The 25,054-nt window shown below is 34.0% G+C and carries 14 protein-coding genes and 1 pseudogene; 4 read left to right on the forward strand and 11 right to left on the reverse strand.

Annotation, left to right across the window (positions count from 1 at the left end):
• Positions 1–63: 63 nt before the first annotated feature.
• From J3D55_RS20585 to J3D55_RS20615, 7 genes and pseudogenes are all read right to left on the reverse strand, one after another.
• Positions 64–2,020 (reverse strand): annotated as a pseudogene (locus J3D55_RS20585) (S9 family peptidase).
• A 59-nt stretch (positions 2,021–2,079) separates the two neighbouring features.
• Positions 2,080–3,552: a type 2 lanthipeptide synthetase LanM gene (lanM, locus tag J3D55_RS20590; RefSeq protein WP_259134161.1), complete on the reverse strand. Its 1,473-nt coding sequence runs from the start codon at positions 3,550–3,552 to the stop codon at positions 2,080–2,082.
• Positions 3,553–3,718: 166 nt separating this feature from the next.
• Positions 3,719–4,060, reverse strand: a complete 342-nt coding sequence (locus J3D55_RS20595; RefSeq protein ID WP_259134165.1) for a hypothetical protein — start codon at positions 4,058–4,060, stop codon at positions 3,719–3,721.
• A gap of 49 nt (positions 4,061–4,109) precedes the next feature.
• Complete coding sequence (locus tag J3D55_RS20600) at positions 4,110–4,490, reverse strand: NHLP leader peptide family RiPP precursor (RefSeq protein WP_310467519.1); 381 nt, start codon at positions 4,488–4,490, stop codon at positions 4,110–4,112.
• Between the two features lie 667 nt (positions 4,491–5,157).
• A complete protein-coding gene (locus J3D55_RS20605) occupies positions 5,158–5,730 on the reverse strand; it encodes an adenylate/guanylate cyclase domain-containing protein (protein ID WP_259134167.1) in 573 nt (190 codons plus the stop codon).
• Positions 5,681–7,108 carry a tetratricopeptide repeat protein gene (locus tag J3D55_RS20610; protein ID WP_259134170.1) on the reverse strand — a complete coding sequence of 476 codons (1,428 nt, stop codon included), beginning with the start codon at positions 7,106–7,108 and terminating at the stop codon, positions 5,681–5,683. Before J3D55_RS20610 ends, J3D55_RS20605 begins: the two co-directional genes overlap by 50 nt.
• 154 nt (positions 7,109–7,262) lie before the next feature.
• Positions 7,263–7,598 carry a hypothetical protein gene (locus J3D55_RS20615; RefSeq protein ID WP_259134172.1) on the reverse strand — a complete coding sequence of 112 codons (336 nt, stop codon included), beginning with the start codon at positions 7,596–7,598 and terminating at the stop codon, positions 7,263–7,265.
• A 364-nt stretch (positions 7,599–7,962) separates the two neighbouring features.
• Here J3D55_RS20615 and J3D55_RS20620 point away from each other — a divergent pair, with 364 nt between their 5' ends.
• Positions 7,963–9,306, forward strand: a complete 1,344-nt coding sequence (locus J3D55_RS20620; protein WP_259134175.1) for an alkaline phosphatase family protein — start codon at positions 7,963–7,965, stop codon at positions 9,304–9,306.
• Positions 9,307–9,379: 73 nt separating this feature from the next.
• On the opposite strand, the gene J3D55_RS20625 is transcribed toward J3D55_RS20620, so the two are convergent.
• Positions 9,380–9,670 carry a helix-turn-helix domain-containing protein gene (locus J3D55_RS20625; protein ID WP_259134178.1) on the reverse strand — a complete coding sequence of 97 codons (291 nt, stop codon included), beginning with the start codon at positions 9,668–9,670 and terminating at the stop codon, positions 9,380–9,382.
• A 434-nt stretch (positions 9,671–10,104) separates the two neighbouring features.
• On the opposite strand from J3D55_RS20625, the gene J3D55_RS20630 reads away from it, so the two are divergent.
• Genes J3D55_RS20630 through J3D55_RS20640 form a run of 3 tightly spaced genes read left to right on the forward strand, consistent with a single transcriptional unit; the run spans position 10,105 to position 18,423 of the window.
• Positions 10,105–15,141 (forward strand): translocation/assembly module TamB domain-containing protein, encoded by a 5,037-nt coding sequence (locus J3D55_RS20630; RefSeq protein WP_259134190.1) that lies wholly within the window; start codon positions 10,105–10,107, stop codon positions 15,139–15,141.
• Positions 15,141–17,468, forward strand: coding sequence for a translocation and assembly module lipoprotein TamL (tamL, locus tag J3D55_RS20635; protein WP_259134193.1), 2,328 nt, complete (start codon positions 15,141–15,143; stop codon positions 17,466–17,468). Before J3D55_RS20630 ends, tamL begins: the two co-directional genes overlap by 1 nt.
• Positions 17,469–17,487: 19 nt before the next feature.
• On the forward strand, positions 17,488–18,423 hold the full coding sequence (locus tag J3D55_RS20640; RefSeq protein WP_259134197.1) for a YihY/virulence factor BrkB family protein: 936 nt from the start codon (positions 17,488–17,490) through the stop codon (positions 18,421–18,423).
• A gap of 57 nt (positions 18,424–18,480) precedes the next feature.
• Here J3D55_RS20640 and argS read toward each other — a convergent pair whose 3' ends face one another.
• The 3 genes from argS to J3D55_RS20655 form a co-directional block, all read right to left on the reverse strand.
• Positions 18,481–20,238: an arginine--tRNA ligase gene (argS, locus tag J3D55_RS20645; RefSeq protein ID WP_259135184.1), complete on the reverse strand. Its 1,758-nt coding sequence runs from the start codon at positions 20,236–20,238 to the stop codon at positions 18,481–18,483.
• 123 nt (positions 20,239–20,361) lie between these two features.
• Positions 20,362–22,020, reverse strand: a complete 1,659-nt coding sequence (locus J3D55_RS20650; protein WP_259134203.1) for a SusD/RagB family nutrient-binding outer membrane lipoprotein — start codon at positions 22,018–22,020, stop codon at positions 20,362–20,364.
• A gap of 11 nt (positions 22,021–22,031) precedes the next feature.
• Positions 22,032–25,001 (reverse strand): SusC/RagA family TonB-linked outer membrane protein, encoded by a 2,970-nt coding sequence (locus J3D55_RS20655; protein ID WP_259134206.1) that lies wholly within the window; start codon positions 24,999–25,001, stop codon positions 22,032–22,034.
• Between the last annotated feature and the right edge of the window lie 53 nt (positions 25,002–25,054).

A 25,054-nucleotide genomic window follows, 5' to 3' on the forward strand; every position in this document is an offset into this window, starting at 1 on the left:
AGATTAAAAAAAATATCAAAAAATCATTAAATAAAGCACGTTTGCAGTTCATGCCACTGTACATTATTTCAAATTTTCTGTAAAGAAACCCAGCATTGTTCTGTACAATTCTATTTGGTTTTCTTCTTTGCGAAATCCGTGTCCTTCATTATATTTTACCATATAAGGAACAGCAAATCCTTTTTTGCGTAATGCTTCTACGATTTGATCTGATTCGTTGATGTTTACTCTAGGATCGTTTCCTCCCTGTATTACAAATAATGGTTTTTTAATTTTATCAATATGAAAAACAGGAGAAACTTCTTGGGCAATAATTTTCTCTTTTGGATCGTTCACATCATACCAATAGCCTTTAATAATTTCCATGTAAGGTTTCCAATAAGCCGGCATAGAGCTCATAAAAGTAAAAATATTGGCAACTCCACAATAATCAATACCGCAAACGTATAAATCGGGTGTCTTTTCCATTCCCCTCAACACCGCATAACCACCATGGCTTGCTCCATAAATGGCCACTTTGTTTTTATCTACCAAGCCTTCATTAATTACATATTGTACACCGTCTTCCACATCATCCATCAGTTTTCTGCCTATTTGTTTAAAACCAGACTTGAAAAAATCTTTACCATAGCCGCCAGAAATCCTGAAATTCACCTGTAAAGTGGCATATCCTCTACTGGCAAATAATTGGGTTTCCGGATTAAAGCTCCAATGATCTCTCACTCCTTGTGGCCCACCGTGTGGATTTACAATTAAAGGAACTTTTTTACCTTCCAATACTGTTTTTGGTAATGTAATATAGCCATGAATGGTTTTTCCGTCTCTGCTTTTAAAGGAGATTGCGCGCATTTCCGCCATATCTTCCTCCTTCAATTGAGGCATTAAATCGTACAGAAAACTGAATTCGTTTTTTTTCGGATCATAAGTATAATATTTCCCAACCAGTTTATCACTTGTAACAGAAACTAAATACATCGACTCATCGTCTGTTACCCCAACAATTCCATATTGATAACCCGTAAATTGTTTTCTTATTTTCTGATCTAAATTTTTAAATGATTTACTTTGAGGAATAATTTCTTTTTTATCGCCTTCGTAAACAAAGTAATCTATTTCATAGCCTCTTTTTCTAGATAAACTTATATCGCTGACGTCATAATTATTATTTGAGAAAATAGTTTTAATAGACTTATTTAATTTTAAATCATACAAATGAATTTCAGCTTTATCAGAATCTAAATTTGTTAAAACATAAGCATCATCAGGATTTTCGGAAGAATAATTATACTGCAAAATATCGAATGTATCTTCCATTCCATATTCTTTAATTAGGTTAAAAGTTTTACCACCATCTTTTGTGTAAAAGTATTGCGAAATAACCCCGTCTTTAATTTTTGTATACCCTCTTAAGTTTCCGTCTTTGTCAAAATCATAATCTACAACGGGGGTTTCAGCATCCTCATTTTTATAAAGTTGCTGCAATTCTCCGGTTACAATATTTATTTTATAAGGATCAGAAATTTGGGGATTATTTTTATTCATTGAAATAATGATATGATCCGGATCTTCTTTCAGAAGGGCTAAAATATCTGCTTTTACTCCATCAAACGGAGTCAGTTTCTTTATTACCTGTTCCATCTATTTTTACAGAAAACAAGTGATAGTTTTCGTTTCCGCCTTTATCCATCACGTAAATTAAATGATTGTTGTTTACCCACGCATATCCACGGATTAATTCTCCTTTTTCTTCAATCACTCTTTTTATTTCTCCTGTTTTTATGTTTTTAACATACACATGGTTTTTAAGATTAAGATCTTTTTCCAGGTAAGAAATATATTTACCATCAGGCGAAAGCTGAAACGAAGATGCTTTTGGTTTAGCAAAATAATCTTCTACTTTATATTTATAATTACCGTTGTCTTTAGCAGCCAACGCCTTTAACTCTGCTTCAGAACTAGGCAAAGCTGTATTTCCGGGTAATTTGTTTTCGAATTCTTGTGCAAAACCTTGAATAATCATACAAACAATTAAAATAAATGTGATAGGCTTTTTCATGTTGAGATATTTATTACAGAACCTTATGTAAGGCTTTCAATAATTAAGTTTTTCTGATATTCTAAATCTTCTAAAGTCAGTTTGTTCAGTTTTCGTTCTATATTTTCTACCGCCGTGAGTTCGAAGAAATCTTTTATTGTGCCGAATTCTGTTTCCAAATCTCTAGACGAAGAATTTACTTCAAAATAAGGGATATCACCCCTTAACATTTGGGTAATTTCATGTTCTAAGATGTTTCGTAAAGGAGAATCTTCGGGAAAGTTTTTAAAAGCTACGGATAGATATTCTCTTGCTTTTTGTTTATATAAGGTTTTATCTTTTTGGTATTTAGGCAATCTCATAATGCTAAGAATTATTCGATAGGCATTAGTAGACCTCCAGATATATCGCACCGGTACGTTATTAAAATGTTGTATCGGCGATTCTTTTGATAATAAAAATTCTTTGTTTTTTAATAATAATTGATAACAGTCTTCGAATCCTTTTAAAAGATCTTCCAAATACTCTTCTGCAAAAACCCTCTTGCCTTTTAGCGTAGGTATATTGCATCTAATAAAATTTTCTTCTACTAATTTGGTAACCATTCTCCAGTAGGTCGTAAAACGGTTTACACCTACCCTTTTCTCTCCATAAACATGGGTTTCCTTGGAATATCCAAATCCACAGGCTCCTACCGGAAAATCTCCTTCTACGCTTTTATTGGGAAGCAAAAAGGTATTGAGTACCGTGTCTTTTTGTACTTCATTAAATTGCTTATAATATTCTTTATAACGAGTAGATATTTTGGGAAGAATAACTGTTTCATGATCTATCAGCACAGGAGTATCTCCATGAGCAATAAGATTTTCTGCATGGTAGTCTGTGCCATTAATTGCATACAAAATGCACAACAAATAGCCCGCTCTTTTATAGTAAGTTTGTAATTCTTCCGAACTATCACAATGTTTTTCCGTTACAAATTCTTGCCAATGATAATCTGTTTTATTATAAATCTTATATGTACAATCACCCATATCCAAATACTGGCTTACCCAATCTAAAAGTGAGAAATACGATTCTGAAATTGCAGCGTTTGTAGGTTTGAAAACTATTTTTTGATTTTCAGTTAATGATACTATTGCCGTGGATTTTCCATTATGCTGATCTCCTTCACCAATATTGATATCTTGTAAATACTGATCCTGAATAATCCCCTTTTCCTGAAGAAAGCTTTCATCTTCATCAAAAGCGTTTGCTATATCATTGAATAAGCGTTCAATATTCTCTTTTTGCAATACAAAAGTTTCATCCAATGTGTGATACTGTTCCCGAATATCCAGCCAATTATTTTCTTCTAACTGTTTTAAATATTCATCAAAAGAAAGATCTGGATCTTTGATTTTGCTAGAAGTTAGATGTTCTACCAACACATTTTCATTAATAGAACACATGAAATTTGTGACCTTGCTTTTTATTTCTGATTGAAACGGAGATTGTAATATTGTAGAATTGCCCATTGTAATAGATTAAATATTTTTTATGATTTGATAGTAACCGCTTATAGATGATTATACTACGAATAGTAGTTCAATACAAAAGCTGATCAGTGGACAGAAGAATAAGTGCAGCCATTTTATTTGGCTGCACTTATTTAAAATTAGAGATTTTTAGATCTGTTCATTATTACCAAGTAACAACACAAACACAACCAAATGAACCAGCTGCTTCTAATGAAGTTCCTACTGCAGCTCCTCCAGCGATCAATTCTAATTCTTGTTCTGAAAGTTCAGTGCTTCCTGTTTTAATAAGGTCAACATAAACTGTGTTCAATTGTGGTTGATCCTCAACGATAAGCTCGTATCCACTTGGAACTTTAAATTTTGGGTGAAAAGCTTTCAATGTGTTTTCTGAATCTGATAATAAACTAGCTTTGAAAGATGAATCTTGGTTAGCTTTATTAACAACTGAATACAAAAATGCTTGATTGTTAACTAGGTTTTTTCTGATTTGTTCTGAATTGTTCATGATTTTAAATGTTTAATGATTAATAATTATTTTATTGTTTGTTTGATTTTTAAATTCTTATACAGTCTTTTAACGCTGGAAACAGAGTGTTAGTTAGATCTTTCCACATCATTTGTCCTCCTCCTGCAATAATTTCCAACTGATCTTCCGTAAGCTCTATATTATCAATTTCCGGCTCTGCGGGTATATTAACATACACTTTAGATTTATCTGTTTGATCAACCACTATCAGCTCTTTTCCTTCCGGTAAAACGACTGCTACTCCTGTTAATCTTTCTATTGCTTCTATAGGGTTTGATAGTAATTCTTTTCTAAACTCTACATCTTCCCAGGCTTTAGATATGATCGCTTGTATGATTTGTTCTTTTTTATCTTCCATAACATTTACATTTTGTTTGATGTAAAGGTAAAGTGCTTTTCTTGTATAGATTTGCCAGGTTTTACTTCAAAACTGTCAATCTTATTTTCCTTTTTTTTAATTACCATTTGTTTCGTCTGCTCTTGATAATCTCATTTTCAATAAGGTAAAGATAGAAGCTCATTTTTGTATAAAATTGTCATGTTTTACTTCAAAACTGCCAATCTTATTTTCCTTTTTTTTATTACCATTCGTTTCGTCTGCTCTTGATAATCTCATTTTCAATAAGGTAAAGATAGAAGGTCATTTTTGTATAAAATTGCCAGGTTTTACTTCAAAACCGCCAATCTTATTTTCCTTTTTTTAATTACCATTCGTTTCGTCTGCTCTTGATAATTTCATTTTCAATAAGGTAAAGATAGAAGGTCATTTTTGTATAAAATTGTCATGTTTTACTTCAAAACTGCCAATCTTATTTTTCTTTTTTTTAATTACCATTTGTTTCGTCTGCTCTTGATAATCTTATTTTCAATAAGGTAAAGATAGAAGCTCATTTTTATATAAAATTGCCAGGTTTTGCTTTAAAACTGTCAACCTTATTTTCCTTTTTTTAATTACCTTTTGTTTCGTCTGCTCTTGATAATCTTATTTTCAATAAGGTAAAGATAGAAGGTCATTTTTGTATAAAATTGTCATGTTTTACTTCAAAACTGTCAATGCTAATTTTATTTAAATTTCTTTACGATACAGCTTCTACAAAATACATCTTAAGCTCTCCTTTTCCTTTTGCCTGTATGTTTCCACGATATTCAAAACTAAAGCAGTCTTCGTTTTTGATAAGATGATAAAGCGATTCGCTGATGTTTACTTTTCCTACCATACCGTTGCTTTCTATTCTGCTTGCTGTATTTACGGTATCTCCCCAAACATCATACTGGAATTTTTTTACTCCGACGATCCCTGCAACAATAGGTCCCGCATGAATCCCTAAACGCATTTCGAAAGCCGGTATTTCTGTTTCCCTATTTTCATCTTGTCTTTTTTCCATAAACCTTTGCATCTCCAATCCGGCTAAAACAATATTTTTCAGGGCATCCTTGTCAGGTTTGGGAATTCCTCCTGCAGCCATATAAGAATCGCCTATGGTTTTTATTTTTTCTATTTTATATTTTTCTGAAATCAAATCAAAGGCTTTAAAACACACGTTGATTTCTTCTACCAAGCTTTGTGGAGACATTTTTTCGGCGGTTTGTGTGAAGGATTTAAAATCGGTAAAGAGAATCGATACCAGATTGAAATCTCTGGCGTTCACACTTCCTTTCTGCTTTAGTTTCTTCAGCTATTTCTTCAGGAAGAATGTTCAACAGAAGCTCTTCCGAACGGTCTTTCTCTATCCTCAATGCTTCTCTGGACTTTTTAACAAAATTGAGTCTGTTCCATAAACCTCCTGCTAAAACAAGAATAAAACATAAGGAAATAATAATGGCATTTCTCTGCTTTTCCTTTCTCTGTACTTCCTCTTTATGCTTAATCTGAATCGTATGCTCTTTCTTTACATAAGCAATGCTATCTGTAAGCTGCTGCTTCTGAAACTCCATATTCATCATTCTATTGGACGTTTCTTTTGAGTTGAGACTGTCTTCAAAAATATTGGATCTCTCATAAAAACTAAGGGCATTCTTATCATCTCCCAGATCTTTATAAGACTGATACAAACAGTCACAGGCATCTTTCTTTAAGGAAAGCGAACCTATTTTTTTACCAATTGAGAATCCTTCACTGCATTTTTTAACGGCCTCTTTATTTTTTCCCTTCTCTTTATAAATATTACCTATAGCAATCTGAGAATCTCCTATATATTGCTGGCTGTTCATTTCTTTCGCCAACTGCAGTGTATTATTAAAATAATCTAAGGCATGAGAATAATCTGATTGCTTGTAAAACAATGTTCCTAAATTATTCATCACTTCAATCTTAATCTGCTTATCATTCTCTTTATTTGCAATCTGAAGAGCTTTGCTAAGATTTTTGTAGGCAAGATCAAAGTCTTTCAGCCTTACTTGTATAGATCCTGTAGAATTTAAATTCTGAGCGATTGCTTTTACATCATTTAGCTTTGTATATACATTATATGCTTTTTTATAATATTTTAAAGCACTGGTATAATCTTCCAGTTTAGAATATATACCTCCGATGTTTTGAGTGGTTATGGCTATGGTTTTCGGATCTTTAATTTCTTTTTGAATATCTAATACTTTTTGATAACAGCTAAGAGCCTGAGGAAATTTACCTAAGTAGTAATAAGTTCCGCCCAAATTGTTAGTTACCGATGATATACCTAGTTTGTAACCAACCTTTTTGTATTCAGAAATACTTTTTTCGAAGTAAGAAAGAGATAGGATATAATTTCCCTGAAGAGAGTAAGAAATGGCTAAGTAGCTGTAGCAGTCTCCTGCTTTTTTAAAATCTTTATGTTCATAATAGCCACTCAGGCTTTTATTAAAATATATTACAGATTCTGCGAAATTTCCAGATTCCTGCTGTCTTATTCCAATATTTAAAAGACTATCCGCAGTGTTTTTAACAACAGCAGACGGACGACTCTCTTTTTTATTCGTCTGAGAGTATGTTCCAGCCCTATTTCCAATAAATAAAAAACAAAAAAACAATATATATTTATAATTTATCATAGCGAAAAGTTTTAAGGCATTGGATGTAAACTAAGTTTCAGCTTGTAAAATCAATAATAAAAACATCATTTGATGAGAAATTATTTAAAATGAAAATCGTATATAATTCTTGAAAAACAGGAATTATATACGATCCAAAAGAATTCATTATAATCTAGTTTCCACCGAAAATATTATCCCCAGAATTGACTGGCTTTATATAAATTGGCGGATCCCCGTCATTAGTTCCTCCGGATATAACATCCAGCTGATCTTCATCCAATTCCATATCTTCCATATCAAGCTCTGCCGGAATGTTTACAAAAATGGTAGAGGAGTCGGTCTGGTCTACAAATGCCAGATTCTTGCCTGTCGGTAAATTAATAGGATGTCCTAAAAAATTTTCGATAGTAACCACCGGATTCTGGATTAGGCTGCTTTTAAACGCAGGATCTTTCCATGCTTTTTTTACAACAGATTGTAAAATTTCTTGGTCATTGTTTAAATTCATAAGCTATTTTTTATTGTTAAACAGTATTTATCTTAATATGGCATGGTAAAATTATCCCGTTTTACCACGATAGAACTGACAAATGAACCGTCAAAATTGGGTAGAAGCAACTAATTATCATACATCTATATTCTTACATTCTGAATATTGTATTGAAAAATCTAGGTGCAATTCTGATAATTCAATTGCACAAAATTTTGAAATTTCTTAACTGTCCTATAAATTCAAATTATTTACAGTTTTTTGCTTCTGAAAATAGAATTCCAGTAAAATGTTTAAAAATACATCTTCCTATGCATAACATTTAATAAGCTGTTCATGCATGATTAACACTAATATCCTAATCTTGCAAAAATTTTTTACAATGAAAAAAATACTCTTTTTTCTTACTCTTGCCATGGGATTGGTTCATGCTCAGGATAACTCAAAACATGTTGTTTTAATAAGTATAGATGGTCTAAGACCCGAGTTTTATCTCAATCAAGAATGGTCTATGGTAAATCTGAGACAAATGATGAAAAATGGAGCTTATGCCAATGGAGTTCGTGGTTCTTTCCCGACAGTTACTTATCCTTCACATACAACGATCGTAACCGGTGTATTACCTGCAAAACACGGGATTTATTACAACACACCTGTTCAACCTTTAGGAATTACGGGAGAATGGTTTTGGTTTTATAAAGATATTAAAGTACCTACCATTTTCAGTGTTGCAAAAGAAGCAGGTCTTACGACTGCAGGTGTAAGCTGGCCTGTAACGGTAGGAGCACCTATCACTTACAACTTACCGGAATATGTATATCTTCCTAAAAATAAAGGCGAGAAAAAAGACGAAGTAAAAGCAATGAGCATGGAATCTACTCCTAAAGAACTTTTCCAGGAAGTGCAGGATTATGCAGTGGGAAAATTCGGGGAATATGGAGCGAGTTTAGATTACATGGTGAGCGATCAAAATAAAGCGAGAATGGCCGCTTATATTTTGAAAAGATACAAACCTTCATTTTTGGCTCTTCATATCGCTGCAACCGATCATTTTGAACATGAAGAAGGCAGAGACGGCGACAAAGTTCGTTCTGCAGTAGTCGGTGCAGATGTTGCTATCAAAACTTTAATTGATGCTGCAGCAGCTGCAGGAATTGAAGAAAATACAACGTTCATCATTACAGGTGATCACGGTTTTGTGGATATTCACAGTCAGTTTAATCCAAATGTAATGTTGGCAAAAGCAGGTTTATATAACAATGATAAGAAAGAAGACTGGAAAGCGTATTTTCAGGCAAGTGGAGGTTCTGCATTCTTACATTTGAAAAATCCTAATGATAAAGCGACTTTAAGTAAAGTAAACGAACTTTTAAACAATCTTCCGGAAGGATATAAAAAGCTATTCCACGTTTTGAATAAAGAACAGGTTGCAGAAGCAAGTGGAGATCCAACCGCATCATTGGCTTTGGCGGCTTATCAGGGAGTAAGTTTCGGAGCGACAGCTACCGGAGAATTGTTAAAAGCAGCAGACGGAGGAACGCACGGTTATCTACCAACTGATTTTAAAGAAATCCAGACAGGATTCGTTGCTTTTGGAAAAGGTATCAAAAAAGGAACTGTACTTCCACTAATGGGACAGGAAGATATCGCCCCATTAATTGCTTATTTATTAAATCTTAATCTAAAAACAGACGGGATTCTTTATCCTGGATTATTGACTAAATAAAAAGACAAATTTTTATTATAAATTAAAGTCTGCCTCAGTTTGAGGCAGACTTTTTATTTTTGTGGCTGAAAAATTACAAATATTCTTCAGGAATCGACATATTGTTCTTTTTCATATATTCAAGAAGATCATTATATTTACCTTCAAAATCGTTTACGCACTTATGAGAAATACTGCAGATTTCAGACGGTTTTATCTCTAAAATAGTTGAGATTTTGGTTAAAATTTCAAGATTGATCTTTACTTTAGAATTTTCAATATCAGAATACGCTTTTTGTGAAATCCCCATCTCAAAAGCCATATATTCCTGAGTAAAATCCTTACCTCTTCTTATTTTCCTGATATTTTGTCCGCATATTTTCATCTCTTTTGGCTTTAGTAGTTTTCGGTATATTTTAGAAGTATATCTATTAGACTTACCCAAAGTTAGTGAATACCTTTGTCAAAACATTATCACGCTGCATGATATTTAAAACAAACTGCGTAACCTGTCACGGAAACGACTAAGAAAATTTATTATCTCAACATATAAATTATCAATGCCCCCTTTTAATAACTAAGCTAACATTTGAATATTCATTTTTAAAACCTTTTCAACATATAAAAATGATAAAAAGGGGGCTTTTAAACAACCACAATCCGAGCGTTGGCTGTCTTCATCAACTCATTCACTTGACAATTAACTAAACTAAATTCCACAATGGGCAGTCAAGGCAGGATTTTTGTATTCGTAAAAGGGTATCACAACAGATAATTAGTAACTTTAGGATTATTATATTTGTTTAAAACCAATCACTCTTGAAACGAAAAATTAACAAAAGAAAACTTTTAAGGCGTTTTTTAATCACCATTATTTCCATATTGGTATTTTTTACGCTGCTTATTCTTAGCTTAAGACTTCCGGTAGTTCAGAATTTCATCAAGGATAAACTGGTGGTCTATCTGGAGAAAAAAATCAAAACAAAAGTAAGCCTAGAAAGAGTTTATATAGCATTTCCAAACAGCCTTGTTATGGAAAATTTGTATTTAAAAGGACAGGAAGTCGATACACTTTTAGCCGTAAAAAAGCTCGATGTCGGCTTGAATATGCTTAAACTTCTCAATTCCACGGCAGATATTACTTCAGTGGATCTGGAAGGCGCAAGAGTCAATGTCGTAAGAAAACCTGACGGGAAATTCAACTTCGATTACATTATTGATGCTTTTGCGACCACTGACAAAGAAGAAAGCCCGTCGAAACCCTTCATTATTTCTTTAGATAAAATTAATTTAAAAGATATCGGCGTTACGTTCAACGACCTACAATCTAAAAATGATATAAAACTTTACTTTAAATCTTTCGATACAAGAGTAAAAACTTTTGATTTAGCGAATAACAAATACGCTGTCAATGATATTAATCTTGACGGATTACAATTAAAATTAAAACAGGATCTTGTAGAAGAAGTCTCCAAAAAGGTGGAGAAAAAAGTAGATTCTCTGAATAACCAAAAGCCGATGCAGATTGGTTTAAGAGGAATAAAACTCACCAACTTCAACATCGATTACGGTGACGACAATACCAAAACTTTCGCTAAAGTATTGTTCAAAGAACTAAGTACGAAAGTCAACAAACTTGATCTGGAAAACAATGCTTATAATGTTGATAACGTTTTCCTTTCCGGAGCAGATGTTAATGCCAATCTTTATCTTCCTGCTCAAAATGCCAATCCAAAAGAGACCAAAGAACCTGAAGTTTCAAAAGCCACAGATCAACAAAAAGCATTGAGTTTATTGCTTGGAAAATTGGTTTTAAATGATGTAAAAGTCGCTTACAACAACACCGCCATCGCACCGACAAAACAAGGAATGGATTTCAACCACCTGAATTTTTCTAAAATGAATGTTGAGGTGAGAAGCTTCAAAATGCAGAACAATACGTTTGCAGGAAGTGTAAATTCAGCGGAAATTCAGGAAGCGAGAGGATTGGATATTCAAAAATTCAATACAGATTTTGTGTATAATGAAAAGGAGGCTTATTTAAAAAATCTTTACTTACAAACCCCGAAAACATTGTTGCGTGATGAGGTTATTTTAAATTATAATTCGATTGAGCAATTGAGTTCAAATTTGGGAACAGTAAAAATTTCAGCCCATATTAAAGATTCTAAAATCGGTTTCTCTGATATTTTGAATTTGGTTCCGACGTTGAAAAACACCGTTCCTTTCAATAAATATCCGAATGCAATATTAAACGTCAACGCCAATCTAAAAGGCAACGTCAATGATTTATTGATCGACAATTTGAAAGTTTCAGGTTTGGATCAGTTGCGAGTTGCAGCTTCAGGAAGAATCAAAAATGCAATGAATCCTGATAATTTGTACTATGATTTGAGAATCGCAGAATTATCTTCTTCGGCGAAAACGATCTTTAATTTAGTTCCGAAAAACACAATTCCTTCCAACATTTCTTTGCCTTCAAATATGAGCGTAAAAGGAACGGCAAAAGGCACAACCAAAGTGGTAGACGCGAATCTGAACCTCTACTCCACTCTTGGAAACGCTTCTGTTGTTGCTAAAGTTGATATGCGAAGAAAAAATCATGAATTGTATGATGTAAAAGCCAATCTTCAAAGTTTACAGATCGGAAAAATTATTCAGAATAAAGATATTGGAGCCATTTCGGCGCAGATTTATGCGAAAGGAGAAAGTTTCGACTTCAAAAATGCCAACGCAGATCTGAAAGGTCACGTTTCTTCCGCCGTTTACAAAGGTTACCGTTATCAAAACATGAATTTAACTGGGAAAATAAGACGTGGAGCTTACAATATTATTTTAAATTCTAAAGATCCGAATGCCAATGTATTATTAACGGCTTCAGGTGTTTACAATGAAAAAAATCCTACCATAAAAATTAATGGTGAGGTGATAAAACTTGATCTTAATAAGCTTGGCTTCTACAAAGATCCGATGATTCTCGCAGGAAAAATAGATGGCGATTTCACCAATTTAGATCCTGATAATCTGAATGGTTATTTAAATTTAAAAGACTTTGCGTTCTCCGATACCAAAGAAGTTTATCCGGTTCAGGAAGTGAATTTAATTGCAAAATCTACCAATGATTCTACCCAAATTATTTTCAATTCTCAGATTGCAGATGTTGAATTAAAAGGGAAATATAAATTAACTCAAATCTTTGGCGCTTTAACGCAGACCATTAATCAATATTATCAATTCCAAAAACCCGGAAAAGCTGAGAAAATACAGCAAGGACAGTTCTTTACTTTCAATGCAAAAATAAAAAATGATGATCTCATCAGAAAATTTGTTCCGGATTTAAAGAGTTTTGAAACCATCAATTTAATTGGAAAATACGATGCCGATTCACAAAAAATTGAAATCGACGGACAAATTCCACAATTGCTGTATGGCGAAAATTCTATTGAAAATGCGACTTTAAAAGTGACGAATGAAAATCAGGCTTTACAGTATAATCTGTATGTTGCAGGGTTAAAAAGCTCAAGTTTTGCTTTAAATAAGATAGGAATTGGCGGAGATATTGCGAATAATATCATCAACTATAACATCACAACGAAAGACGAAAAAGATGCTACTCAGTTCTTAATCGCCGGAAATGCTAAATCACTAAATGACATTACAGAAATTTCGTTAAATCCAAACGGCTTAAAATTAAATTACACTGATTGGACGGTTGCAGAAGGAAATAAAATTCAGATCGGCAGCAAAGGAATTCTGGCAGATAATTTCAGGCTTTCGAATGCAGGAAGTGAAATTTCATTGCAGTCTGAATCTCAAACTCCGAATGCTCCTTTAAATATTTCGTTAAAAGATTTTAAGATTGAAACGATAACAGAACTCATTAAAAAAGATACTGTTTTAGCAAAAGGAACGATCAACGGAACGGCTCAGTTACGCGATATAACGAAAAATATGACTTTCAATTCTGATTTAAATATTACAGATTTATTCGTGTATGGAAATCCTGTTGGAAACCTTGCCGTGAAAGTCAACAACGCTTCACCGAATCTTTTAAATGCTGATATTGCCCTTTCCGGAAACAATAATGACGTGAAAATTTTGGGAGACTACAATACTTCTACCAGCACGTTTGACATGAATATGGCGATCAATCAGCTTCAAATGAAATCTGTACAAGGACTCTCGATGAATGCGATTACGAATACGGAAGGTTATGTTTCAGGAAATTTGAAGATTACGGGAACTACCGATAAACCGAATATTTTGGGTAAAGTAAAATTCAATGATGTAGGATTGGAAATAGCCAAAACAGGAAGCGATTTCCGAAAACTGAATGACGAAATCGATTTTACCAACCGCGGAATTGAATTCGATAACTTTAAAATAAATGATAAAGACGGAAATTCTCTAAAAATTAACGGACAGGTTTTAACCCAGACTTACAGAGATTTTGCTTTCAACCTGGATGTTAATGCCAAAAATTTTAAAGTCGTAAATTCTGAAAAATCAGATGATGCGATCATGTACGGAATTTTGGCGATCGATGCAGGATTACACATCCGCGGAAACTTAGATTTACCGAAAGTCGACGGACGATTGGCGGTTTCAGACAACACCGATTTTACGTTTGTTCTACCTCAATCTTCTCCTACTTTGCAGGAAAGAGAAGGAATTGTAGAATTTATCGATCAGGATCAGGTTGTTCTCAATAAAACCGTGAAAGCAGATTCTTTGAAAGCTCAAAGTCGAATTCAGGGAATGGATGTGAGTGTAAATATAGAAGTCAGTAAAAAAGCAAAATTGTCTATATTAATCGATAAAGCCAACGGAGATTTTGTAAAACTTCAGGGTGAAGCTGAATTGACGGGCGGTGTAGATCCTTCCGGAAAAATGACGCTTGTCGGTGTTTATGAAGTAGAATCCGGAAGTTACGAAATGACGGTAAGTGTTTTGAAGCGTAAATTCGACATCCAAAAAGGAAGCACCATTACGTGGACTGGAGAACCAACGACGGCAAATCTCGATATTACCGCCGTTTATAAAACCGAAGCGGCACCGATTGATTTAGTTGAACAGCAAATCAGTGGTGAAGACGCAGGAACATTGAATCAGTTTAAACAAAGAATTCCTTTCAATACGTTATTAAAGATGAAAGGTGAATTGCTGAAACCTGTCATTACTTTTGACATTACTACTGATGAAAAAAACAATGCTGTTTCTTCGAATGTAACAGATATTATCGATCAAAAATTGTCTCAGCTAAGAACTCAGGAATCTGAAATGAACAAACAGGTTTTTGCTTTATTACTTTTAAATAGATTTATCGGTGAAAATCCGTTTGAATCCGGAGCAGGATTATCAGGAGAAATGTTGGCAAGACAGAGTGTGAGTAAAATTCTTTCTCAACAATTAAATAATCTTGCAGCTGATCTTATTAAAGGAGTTGATCTTAATTTTGACTTAGAATCTTCGGAAGATTATTCAACAGGAGCAAAAAATACAAGAACCGATCTGAATATTGGTTTAAGCAAAAAACTATTAAATGACCGACTAAAAGTTTCGGTAGGAAGTAATTTTGCATTGGAAGGAGATGCCCGTCAAAATGAAAATATGACCAATATTGCAGGAGACGTAACGTTAGATTACAGCCTTTCCAAAGACGGAAGATATATGCTGCGTGCCTATAGAAAGAACGAATATCAGGTTGCTCTTCAGGGGCAAATCGTAGAAACCGGAGTCGGATTTATCATTACATTAGATTATAACAAATTCCGGGATATCTTCCAGAAATCGAGAAACAAAAAACAAAGAGAATCGAGAAAAAATAAGCAAAACCAAGCTGTAGAATTTAAATAATGAAAAAAAATTACCCAACATACTTTACATATTTATTCACTTTCGGAATGGCTTCGGTGGCTCTTTCCTGCAGCAATACGAAATATCTGAAACAAGGACAGATGCTTTACACCGGCGCAGAAGTAAAAATTAAAAATGATACTCTTTCAAAAAAAGAAAAGAAAGAACTTCAAGCTGCACTGGAAGCCAATCTTACTCCTAAACCGAACTCTACGGTTTTGGGATTAAGACCTAAATTATACTTCTACAATATCGCCAAAGAACCGAAAAAACAAAAAGGTTTTAATTATTGGCTTAAATATAAAATAGGAGAAAAGCCTGTTTTATTAGGCGATGTAGACCGTGAATTTAATAAAGATATCATTGAAAATTATTCTGAAAACAAAGGATATTTCAATGCAAGAGCAACGTACGATACGGTTTCTAAAAATAAAAAGGCACAGGTGATTTATACCTTAAGACCGGGAGCAAGATATTTGATCAGTGATGTTAAATTTCAGAAAGATTCTTCGTTGGTGAATCAGGAAATTCAGAACATTGCAGGCAAAACTTTCCTGAAAAAAGGTCAGCCTTTTGATCTTGATGTGATTAAATCTGAACGAGAAAGAATTGATAACAGCTTAAAAGAAAGAGGTTTTTATTATTTTCATCCTGATAATATAATTGTTCAGGCAGACAGTACGGTCACTAAAAACCACAAAGTTGAGCTTAATGTAAAACTAAAAGAAAATACGCCGGATCTTTCTACGCAACAGTTTACGATTGACAAGGTGGTCGTTTTCCCGAATTACAATATCCGAGATGTAAAAAGTGGAAAATATGCCGTTCCGATGAATGCGGATTCGCTTCAAAAACATGCTCAGGAAGATGTTTATATCATTGATCCTCAACATAAATTTAAACCTAAGGTTTTCGACAGAGCTTTATATTTCAAAAAAGGAGATGTGTATAACAGAACAAATCATAATCTTACGTTGAACCGATTGATCAGTCTGGGCGTTTTTAAGTTTGTAAAAAATGAATTTGTAGTTTCAGATTCTTTACAGCATAAATTCGATGCTTATTATTTGCTGACACCAAGGGAAATTCAGTCGTTGCGTTTAGAAGCGTTGGGAAGAACAAACTCTGCAAATTATGCAGGAAGCGAATTAAATTTAAACTGGACACACAGAAATTTTTTCAGAGGTGCAGAACAATTTAAAGCTTCTGTTTACGGAGCTTTCGACGTGCAAATCGGTGGTCCGGAAAATGCTAAAAATATTTTCAGAGCGGGTACAAACGTACAGCTTTCGATTCCGAGAATTGTCGCTCCGTTCCGTTTTAATTCGTCGAGTGCTTTTGTTCCGAGAACGAATATTATGCTTGGTTATGAATTTCAAAACCGTACAGAATATTATACTTTAAATACATTCAGCGGCTCATTCGGATATGTATGGAAAGAAAATGCAAGGAAAGAGCATGATTTAAAAATTCTTGATGTAACCCTTGTTTCACCTGCAAAGGTAACTGACCTTTACATGGAATATGCTCATAACAATGAAGCATTGCAAAGAGTTGTTAAAAAACAGCTTATTTTCGGACCAACGTATTCTTACAGTTACACCAATACAATGTTACCGAAAACCAATACAATATATTATAAAGGTACCCTTGATTTAGCAGGAAATATTACAGGTTTGGTAACTGGAGCCAATGTAAAAAAAGATAAGGAAAAAAATATTTTCGGAATTCCGTTCAGTCAATATGCAAAAATTGAAAACGATTTCAGGTTCTATCATAAATTCAGTGAAAAAACTTCTTTAGCCACAAGATTTATCGGAGGAGTTGCTTATCCTTATGGAAATTCAGAGTTTATTCCCTTTTCAAAACAGTTTTTTGCAGGTGGAAGTAATAGTGTGAGAGCTTTCCGTGCCAGAACTTTAGGACCCGGAAGTTTTGATCCAAGAACAATTGATGATGGATTTTATTTTGATCAATCCGGAGATATTAAATTAGAATTAAATGCAGAATATCGTGCTAATCTTTATAAGTTTTTAAATGTTGCCGTCTTTGCAGATGCTGGAAATATTTGGTTAATGAATGCAGATCCAACCAGACCCGGAGCCGAATTTTCTAAAGATTTTTTAAGTGAAATTGCGGTGGGAGCCGGTTTTGGTCTGAGACTTGATTTCTCTATCCTGATTTTAAGGCTAGACTTGGCAATGCCATTGAGAGTTCCATACTATGAAAAAAGTGACAGATGGACGTTTGACCGAATTAATTTTGGAGATGCAAACTGGAGAAAAGATAATCTTATCCTGAATATCGCGATCGGATATCCATTCTAAATGAATAAAACAATTACAAATGATAAATCACGCAAAATTTTTCTGGGAAACCTTACAAGACACTTTCAAAGAATGGAATAATTCAAGTGCATCGAATGATTCTGCGAGTTTAGCTTATTACGCAATTTTCTCGATTCCCGGATTATTAATCATTATTATCTGGATTGCAGGATATGTCTTTGGAGAAGAAGCAATTCGTGGAGAAATCAGCAATCAGATTAGTGGAATTATGGGTCAGGATGTTGCCAAAAGTATTCAGGACATGATTGCAGGAGCTTTAATAGACAAAGAAAATGTGATTATGAAAGCTGTTGGGATTGGTTCGCTGGTTTTCGGTTCTACTACCCTATTTTTTCAGCTTCAGCGTTCTTTAAATGCGCTTTGGGATGTAAAAGCAGCACCTAAAAAAGCTTTGGTTAAATTTCTTTTAGACAGAGCCAATTCACTGGGAATGATCCTTATCATTGGTTTTTTATTAATGATTACCATGGTTCTTTCCTCCCTGATCAGCGTTTTAAATAACTGGATTACCGCCTATTTTGGTTTAGAAACTTATCTCGCGGTACAGCTGGTAAATTTTAGCATTGGTTTTGTTATCGTCATGTTTCTATTTGCTTTGATATTTAAAGTACTTCCAGATGTGAAAGTCAGCTGGAAACCCGTTTGGAAAGGCGCTTTTCTGACCACCGTTTTATTTACGTTAGGCAAATTTTTATTGAGTCTTTATTTCGGAACGGCAAAACCTACTTCCGCTTTCGGAGCTGCAGGAACCGTGATTTTGATTATGATGTGGATTAATTATTCCTGTATGCTGATTTTCTTCGGCGCAGAATACACGAAAGTTTATGCCTATAAAAAAGGCTACACCATTATTCCTTCAAAACATGCAAAATGGAGCGATGCGAAGTTGTATGAAGACAGTCTGAAAACTAAAAATGATGAATTAAAGTTATAAATTGAATAACTTTTAAATACATAAAAAAAACCTTCAGAAATTCTGAAGGTTTTTATTTTACATTCTGTTTACAGTTCCTATTCCCAGAAGTTGTAAAGATTTTTTTATCGTTTTTGCTGTGAGATCTGATAAGTTTAATCTCATTTGTTTTACATTTTCATCTTCGCTTTTCAAAATCGGATTGCTTTGATAAAATGAGTTGTAAGATTTAACCAAATCATAGACATAATTCGCTATCAACGCAGGACTCAATAATTCGGCTGCTTTTTCAACGATTCCTTTATAATTTGATAAAAGCATAATTAATTCTTTCTCATACTGATTGAAATCAACATCAGGGGTTTGCTTTTCAACGTTTCCTTTTGACAATAAAGACTGAATACGAGCGTAAGTATACAAAATAAATGGTCCTGTATTTCCCGAAAATTCTACACTTTCTTCAGGATTAAACAACATTTTTTTCTTAGGATCAACCTTAAGCATAAAGTATTTCAATGCAGCCTGCCCAATTATTTCGTAAGACACTTCTTTTTCATCATCAGAAAGTCCTTCCAATTTTCCTAAATCTATTGTTATTTTTTTTGCAGTTTCGTACATGTCCTGCATCAAATCATCAGCATCTACAACCGTTCCTTCACGAGATTTCATTCTTCCGTTTGGAAGTTCAACCATTCCGTAAGATAAATGATACAACTGATCTGCCCAAGAATATCCTAATTTTCCTAAGATTTTAAATAAAACCTGGAAGTGATAATCCTGCTCGTTCCCAACAGTATAAATTAATTTCTGGATATTTCCCTCTTTGAAACGCTCTACCGCAGTTCCCAAATCCTGAGTCATATACACCGAAGTTCCGTCTGAACGTAGTAATAATTTCTGATCCAAACCATCTTCCGTAAGATCACACCAAACAGAACCATCTTCTTTTTGATACAAAACACCTTTATCCAAACCTTCCTGAATAAGATCTTTTCCTAAAATATAGGTATTGCTTTCGTACTGAACCTGATCAAAATCGACTCCTAATCTCTTATACGTTTCGTTGAAACCTTTATAAACCCACGAGTTCATTTCGTTCCAAAGATTTCTTACTTTTTCATCGCCATTTTCCCAATCTAAAAGCATTTTTTGAGCTTCCTTCATTAAAGGAGCCTCTTTTTTTGCCTGTTCTTCGGAAATACCCTGCTCGATAAGTTCAGAAATCTGTTTTTTATATTCCTGATCGAATTTTACGTAATAATTTCCAACGAATTTATCACCTTTTGTTCCCGTTGCATCAGGAGTTTCATTTTTTCCAAATTTTTCCCAAGCCAACATCGACTTACAAATGTGAATTCCTCTGTCATTAATAATCTGAGTTTTGATCACCTCAAAACCTGCTTCCTTGAGAATCTGAGCCACAGAAAAACCTAATAAATTATTTCTGATATGTCCTAAGTGAAGAGGTTTATTGGTATTCGGGGAAGAATATTCTACCATTACCGTAGAATTTTTCTTTTCTATTTTGTCAAAACCATTCGTAATAGATGTAAAATTATCTACAAAAAACTGATTTTTAACTTTAACATTAAGAAAGCCTTTTACGACATTGAAACTTTCTAATAATTCTGTTTGCTCTGTTAAAGCTTCCCCTAATTCAACACCAATACTTTCAGGATTTTTCTTCAATTGCTTTACCAATGGGAAAGTCACGATCGTAAAATCACCCTCAAACTCCGTTTTATTTTCCTGAACTTCCAGATTAATGTCTTTCAACTGATAGACATTCAAAATAACCTCCGAAAGTTTTTCTTCTATTATATTTTTAATATTCATCTGTTTATAATGATTTTTCATAGCTATACGAATAGCTTTGATTAATTTTTTTTGAACTACAAATATACGGAAATAAAAAAACCGCCCGAAGGCGGTTTTATATTAAAATTTGCTTAGCAAAAATTAGTTTTGATTCCAGAAGGGAGTGTATTGATTTTTAACAAAAGCCTGAGCCTGAGTAACATTTGGAACATTATTAGCGTTACCTGTATATTCAGAAGTAGGATAAATTAATCTATAAGGTTTGTTAGGATAGATTGCATTATCTGCTACAGGAATTGCAGGATAACCTGTTTTAAGGAAGTTAACATATGTTTCAACCTGTCTTAAGTTTGCAAGAGAAGCAAATCTCTGATACTGGATTGCTGCAATTTGATTTGGAGCACCTGCCCAACCCACTGTAGTTGCATTTAATGCATTCAGATAATTTGTTGCCTGAATAGCCGTAAGACCATAGAATGCAAACGAATCTTGAACTGCAGACTGATATAAAGTCTGATTACTGAATGTAAAGATTGTTGGATATAAAGTCGCTGCTTCAGCAAGTAAAAGTTTATTTTCTGCTCCTAGTGCCAAATAACCATCCATTGCTGAACCACCCTGCGCAATTACAGCACCTGCAGAAGTATCACCCGCTGCTAACATTGCATATAAATTTGCATTGTTAAGAGCAGTTGGGCTAGAAACATTACTACCAATAAATTTCCATCCTATAAAAGATGCAAGACTAAATTCATTCCCAGTTAGTTTAGGTCCTCCTTGTTTCAAACCAAGTACAGTAGCACCTGACTGTGCATTATTACTAGATGAAAGACGTCTGAACATAACACCACCTCTTGCATCAGCAGATGCTGAACCATAGCTAGTACCATTTACTGAAAAGGCGTAATATTGTGCAGCTTTATAAAGTCTCCACCCATTAGTATTAATTGAACTACCTTGGTAATTTACCGCTCCATAGTTACTAAACATTGGGTTCGGCGTTGATGAATTTAAGTTACTATAACCTGGGTTAATAGTTACATCTCCAGTATAAAACGCTGCAGTAGTTGAAGCAGCTAATGTTTGAAGCTGTGCATCTACAAATGCTTTTACAGATGTATCCGTAACTTTAGATTGTCTTAAAAGAATTTTAAGTTTTACATTATTAGCAAATTGTTTCCAGCTGTTCATATTCCCTTTGAATATAACATCCTCTTGAGCTGTAACTATATTACCTCCATTAATACCACTAGCTTGCGTTGCATTTATATCAGCTATAGCCTTGTTAATTTCTAAGACAAGTGCTCTATAGATACTTGCATCGTCATCATATTTTGGAGCAAGATTTTCTTGCCCTTTAAAAGCATCAGAATATGGTGCATCACCATAGAAATCTACAACATACTGCATAGTATATGCTTTCAAAATTCTTGCAATAGCAGAATGTAATGGAAGAGTAGAACCGTTGTTAATTATTCCCTGTAAATTATTTGCAGCAACATAACTACTTGTCCAGATTCCATTACTGAAAGTATTTGAGATATCAAGAGAGTACTCTCTTGTTAAAGGGTTACCGAAATAGAAATTATTCCCTGCCCAAGTATTAGTCCAAACATTCGATAAAGAATTCATTGTACCTGCTTGAGCTGTAAAAACCAAATTTTCAGAAGCTGTTAAAGTTTGTCTCGGTGAAATAAGTGCAGGATCAACATTATTTGGAGAAATATTGTCGTCCATCTCTCTACAAGACGACACGAAAGCTGTAAGGGCAATCGATGAATATAAAAATATCTTTTTCATTTTTTATTTAATTAAAAATTAGCATTTACACTAAAACCGTAAGATTTTATTGAAGGATATTGTCCAACTGTTGCGTATCCTTGTGCATTTCCTGTAGTGTAAGCCGTTTCCGGATCTACGAAGTTTCTGTTATTATCAGAGTATTTTACAAAAGGGTTTCTTGCATGTACACCTACTGTAAGACTTGATAAACCACTATTTTTTAGCATATCTGAAGAGAAGGTATAAGAAAGAGCAACCTCTCTAAGTTTAAAGTATGATGCATTAACAACCTGGTTAGCACCTACTGTTCCAAATTGACTTTGATAGTAATATTCTACCCCATCATAAAGAGTATTCCCTGTACCCCCACTTGCATATTGATAATATACATTGCTATTAGCAACATACTGACCGTTAGAAAGATAAGAAGAATTAGGCATGATAAAACCTGCTTCTCTATCAAAATTACCACTTTCAGGTAAAGAACCACTGAATGCCATGTTCTGAAGAAGTTCAGTTGTAATCTTACCACCGATTCTCCAGTCTGCTGTAGCCGTAAGTTTAAAACCTTTGTAGTTTACGCTGGTATTGAATCCCCAAAGATACTTAGGGTTAACTGATCCTAAATTCTGCAATGTAGAAGTTACGGATGGTCTACCTGTTGTTGCATCTACAATTACTCTCCCTTGATCATCTCTTACAAAATCAGTACCCATCAATTGAAGGCCTTTCATCCCTTTTATCGCATAAATACCAACCAATGTTGTACCTCCGATTGCTACTCTATCAGTATCAGGAGCTACTTCAAGTACTTCAGTTTGGTAAGTTGTAAAATTCGCTCCGATGTCCCATCTAAAATCCTGACTTTTTAATGGAGTTACAGTAATATCAGCATCAATACCTCTGTTTCTTAATTTACCAACATTTGTTAATAAGCTTCCAATACCAGAAGATATAGAAGTAGTTCTGTTCGTAATCATGTCTGTAGTATCATCCTGATAAACAGCTCCATTAAGTAAAATTCTGTTATTGAAGAATCCTAATGATAAGCCAACTTCTTTTTTCGATACTTTCTCAGGTTTGATATTTTTGTCTGTTTGAGATGTTGGAGAAAGGAAGCTTAGACCACCTGTTGGTGTAAACGGAAAACCTGCACCCAAACCAAAATAATTTCTTACGCTATAAGCACCTACAGAAGAAGCATTTGCAGTACCACTGATGTTACCATATACTTTCATATAATTTAACACATTACCTCCAAAATTTGAAAATTTAGTTGGAATAAAACTTAAACCAACCGATGGGAAGAAATAACTTCTTTCTCCTTCAGGTAATACAGAATTCCACTCATTTCTAGCAGTAGCAGTAAGGAATAAATAATCTTTATATCCAAGGTCTAAGTTAGCAAATACAGCTTGAGAATTATAAGAACCTCTCGTATTATCAAGACTGTAAGGGTTTGTTGGGTTACCTAAATTCCATATCTGATATAAATTAGGAATAATTAAACCTGTACCTCCAGCACTAGTTGTATTATAACTAAAGTTTTGGAAATTGTGTCCTACGTTAAGCTTCATGTTTAAATCATCTGTAAGATTATAGTTGAAGTTAATCAATAAATCCCCATAGTATTTATTTTGACTTGCATTAGATTGCGCGTAAGAAGATGTGATAGCAGTTGCGTCTGTAACAAGTGTGCTTGTCCATCCGTCATTCCATTGGTTTGAGAAGCTACCTACATATTGAAGGTTTGATCTGTACAATACATCAATATTTTTGTTTATCTTATAACCTACAGAGCCAACTAAGTTTAGTCTATCAGTTGTAGTATTAAATCTAACGTGCTTAATACTCCAGTAAGGGTTTTGATAATAAATATTCCATGCATATGCATTATCCGGATAATCTTTCCATCTTGTAATTGGAATATCTGTTGATGACATCATCAAATCTTCATACAAATTTGAATCTGTAGTATTTGTAGTTTGACGAGTATAATTCACAATAGCATCAAAACTCCATTTACCGAATTTTGTTCCTGCTTTCAAGAATGCTGACGTTCTTTTCAATTTGTCATCAGGCACAACAAATTCTCTTTGAAGATGATCTAATGATAATAGTAAATAACTGTTCTCATCTCCAACATTTACAGTCAGCCCGTTTTGGTAAACAGTACCTGTTTTAAAGAAATCCTTAACGTTATTTCTTCCATATGGAGCATATGTAGACTGAATCATTGCAGCATCATCTGGTGTAGCAGTATCATCATTAGGGTTTACATCAATGTGCCCATCTCCGTTAACATCATATAAAGGAATACCGTACCCTACTGTTTGACCACCTAGAGGACCATTAAAAGGAGCTCCCCAAGAACCATTTTCAACATTTATTTTTCCTCCGTACCATCCTTGGCCGTAGTTTCTTTGTCTTTCAGGTGTATTTAATACAGATTCGAAATCAATAGAACCATTATAAGTAACCCTCATTCTTCCTTTAGCACCTTTCTTAGTGTTAACTAAAACAACACCATTTACACCATCAGAGCCATATAAAGCTGCTGCTTGAGAACCCTTAAGGATATTCATCGACTCAATTAATTCAGGAGGTAACTGATTTAATGCCGCAGCTGAGGAAATCACATTATCAATTACTACTAGTGCATTATTATTACCTGTAAGAGATCGCATACCTCTGATCTGAATCTTTGGCGTGCCTGTTACACTACTGTTTGTATTTGTAATAGTTACACCGGAAACTTTACCTTGCAACGCAAGAACTGCATTTGGGTTAGATGCTGCAGTAATTTGATCACTACCAACCACCTGTACAGCAGCAGTTTGAGCATCAGCCTTTTTCTGAATACCTAAGGCACCAGTAATAATTACTTCACCTATGTTTCCTTCTCTAGTGATTGTATCATTTCTTTTTTTCTGTGCATTTACAACTGCAAAAGAAGATGACAAAACTACCAGTAGAACACTTGCTGTTAATTTCTTCATATTTAAATTGATTATTTTTTATTATTTGCAAATATGTAAAACTTTCTTAAAGT

This window comes from Chryseobacterium ginsenosidimutans (assembly GCF_024807225.1).
Lineage (GTDB): Bacteria > Bacteroidota > Bacteroidia > Flavobacteriales > Weeksellaceae > Chryseobacterium > Chryseobacterium ginsenosidimutans.

What these genes read in the sequence shown, in the direction of transcription:
- J3D55_RS20650 (WP_259134203.1), bottom strand. Translation starts at nt 22,020, where the DNA reads ATGAAAAAGATATTTTTATATTCATCGATTGCCCTTACAGCTTTCGTG.
- J3D55_RS20615 (WP_259134172.1), bottom strand. Translation starts at nt 7,598, where the DNA reads ATGAATTTAAACAATGACCAAGAAATTTTACAATCTGTTGTAAAAAAA.
- J3D55_RS20595 (WP_259134165.1), bottom strand. Translation starts at nt 4,060, where the DNA reads ATGAACAATTCAGAACAAATCAGAAAAAACCTAGTTAACAATCAAGCA.
- tamL (WP_259134193.1), top strand. Translation starts at nt 15,141, where the DNA reads ATGAAAAAAAATTACCCAACATACTTTACATATTTATTCACTTTCGGA.
- argS (WP_259135184.1), bottom strand. Translation starts at nt 20,238, where the DNA reads ATGAATATTAAAAATATAATAGAAGAAAAACTTTCGGAGGTTATTTTG.
- J3D55_RS20620 (WP_259134175.1), top strand. Translation starts at nt 7,963, where the DNA reads ATGAAAAAAATACTCTTTTTTCTTACTCTTGCCATGGGATTGGTTCAT.
- J3D55_RS20610 (WP_259134170.1), bottom strand. Translation starts at nt 7,108, where the DNA reads ATGATAAATTATAAATATATATTGTTTTTTTGTTTTTTATTTATTGGA.
- J3D55_RS20625 (WP_259134178.1), bottom strand. Translation starts at nt 9,670, where the DNA reads ATGAAAATATGCGGACAAAATATCAGGAAAATAAGAAGAGGTAAGGAT.
- J3D55_RS20655 (WP_259134206.1), bottom strand. Translation starts at nt 25,001, where the DNA reads ATGAAGAAATTAACAGCAAGTGTTCTACTGGTAGTTTTGTCATCTTCT.
- J3D55_RS20640 (WP_259134197.1), top strand. Translation starts at nt 17,488, where the DNA reads ATGATAAATCACGCAAAATTTTTCTGGGAAACCTTACAAGACACTTTC.
- lanM (WP_259134161.1), bottom strand. Translation starts at nt 3,552, where the DNA reads ATGGGCAATTCTACAATATTACAATCTCCGTTTCAATCAGAAATAAAA.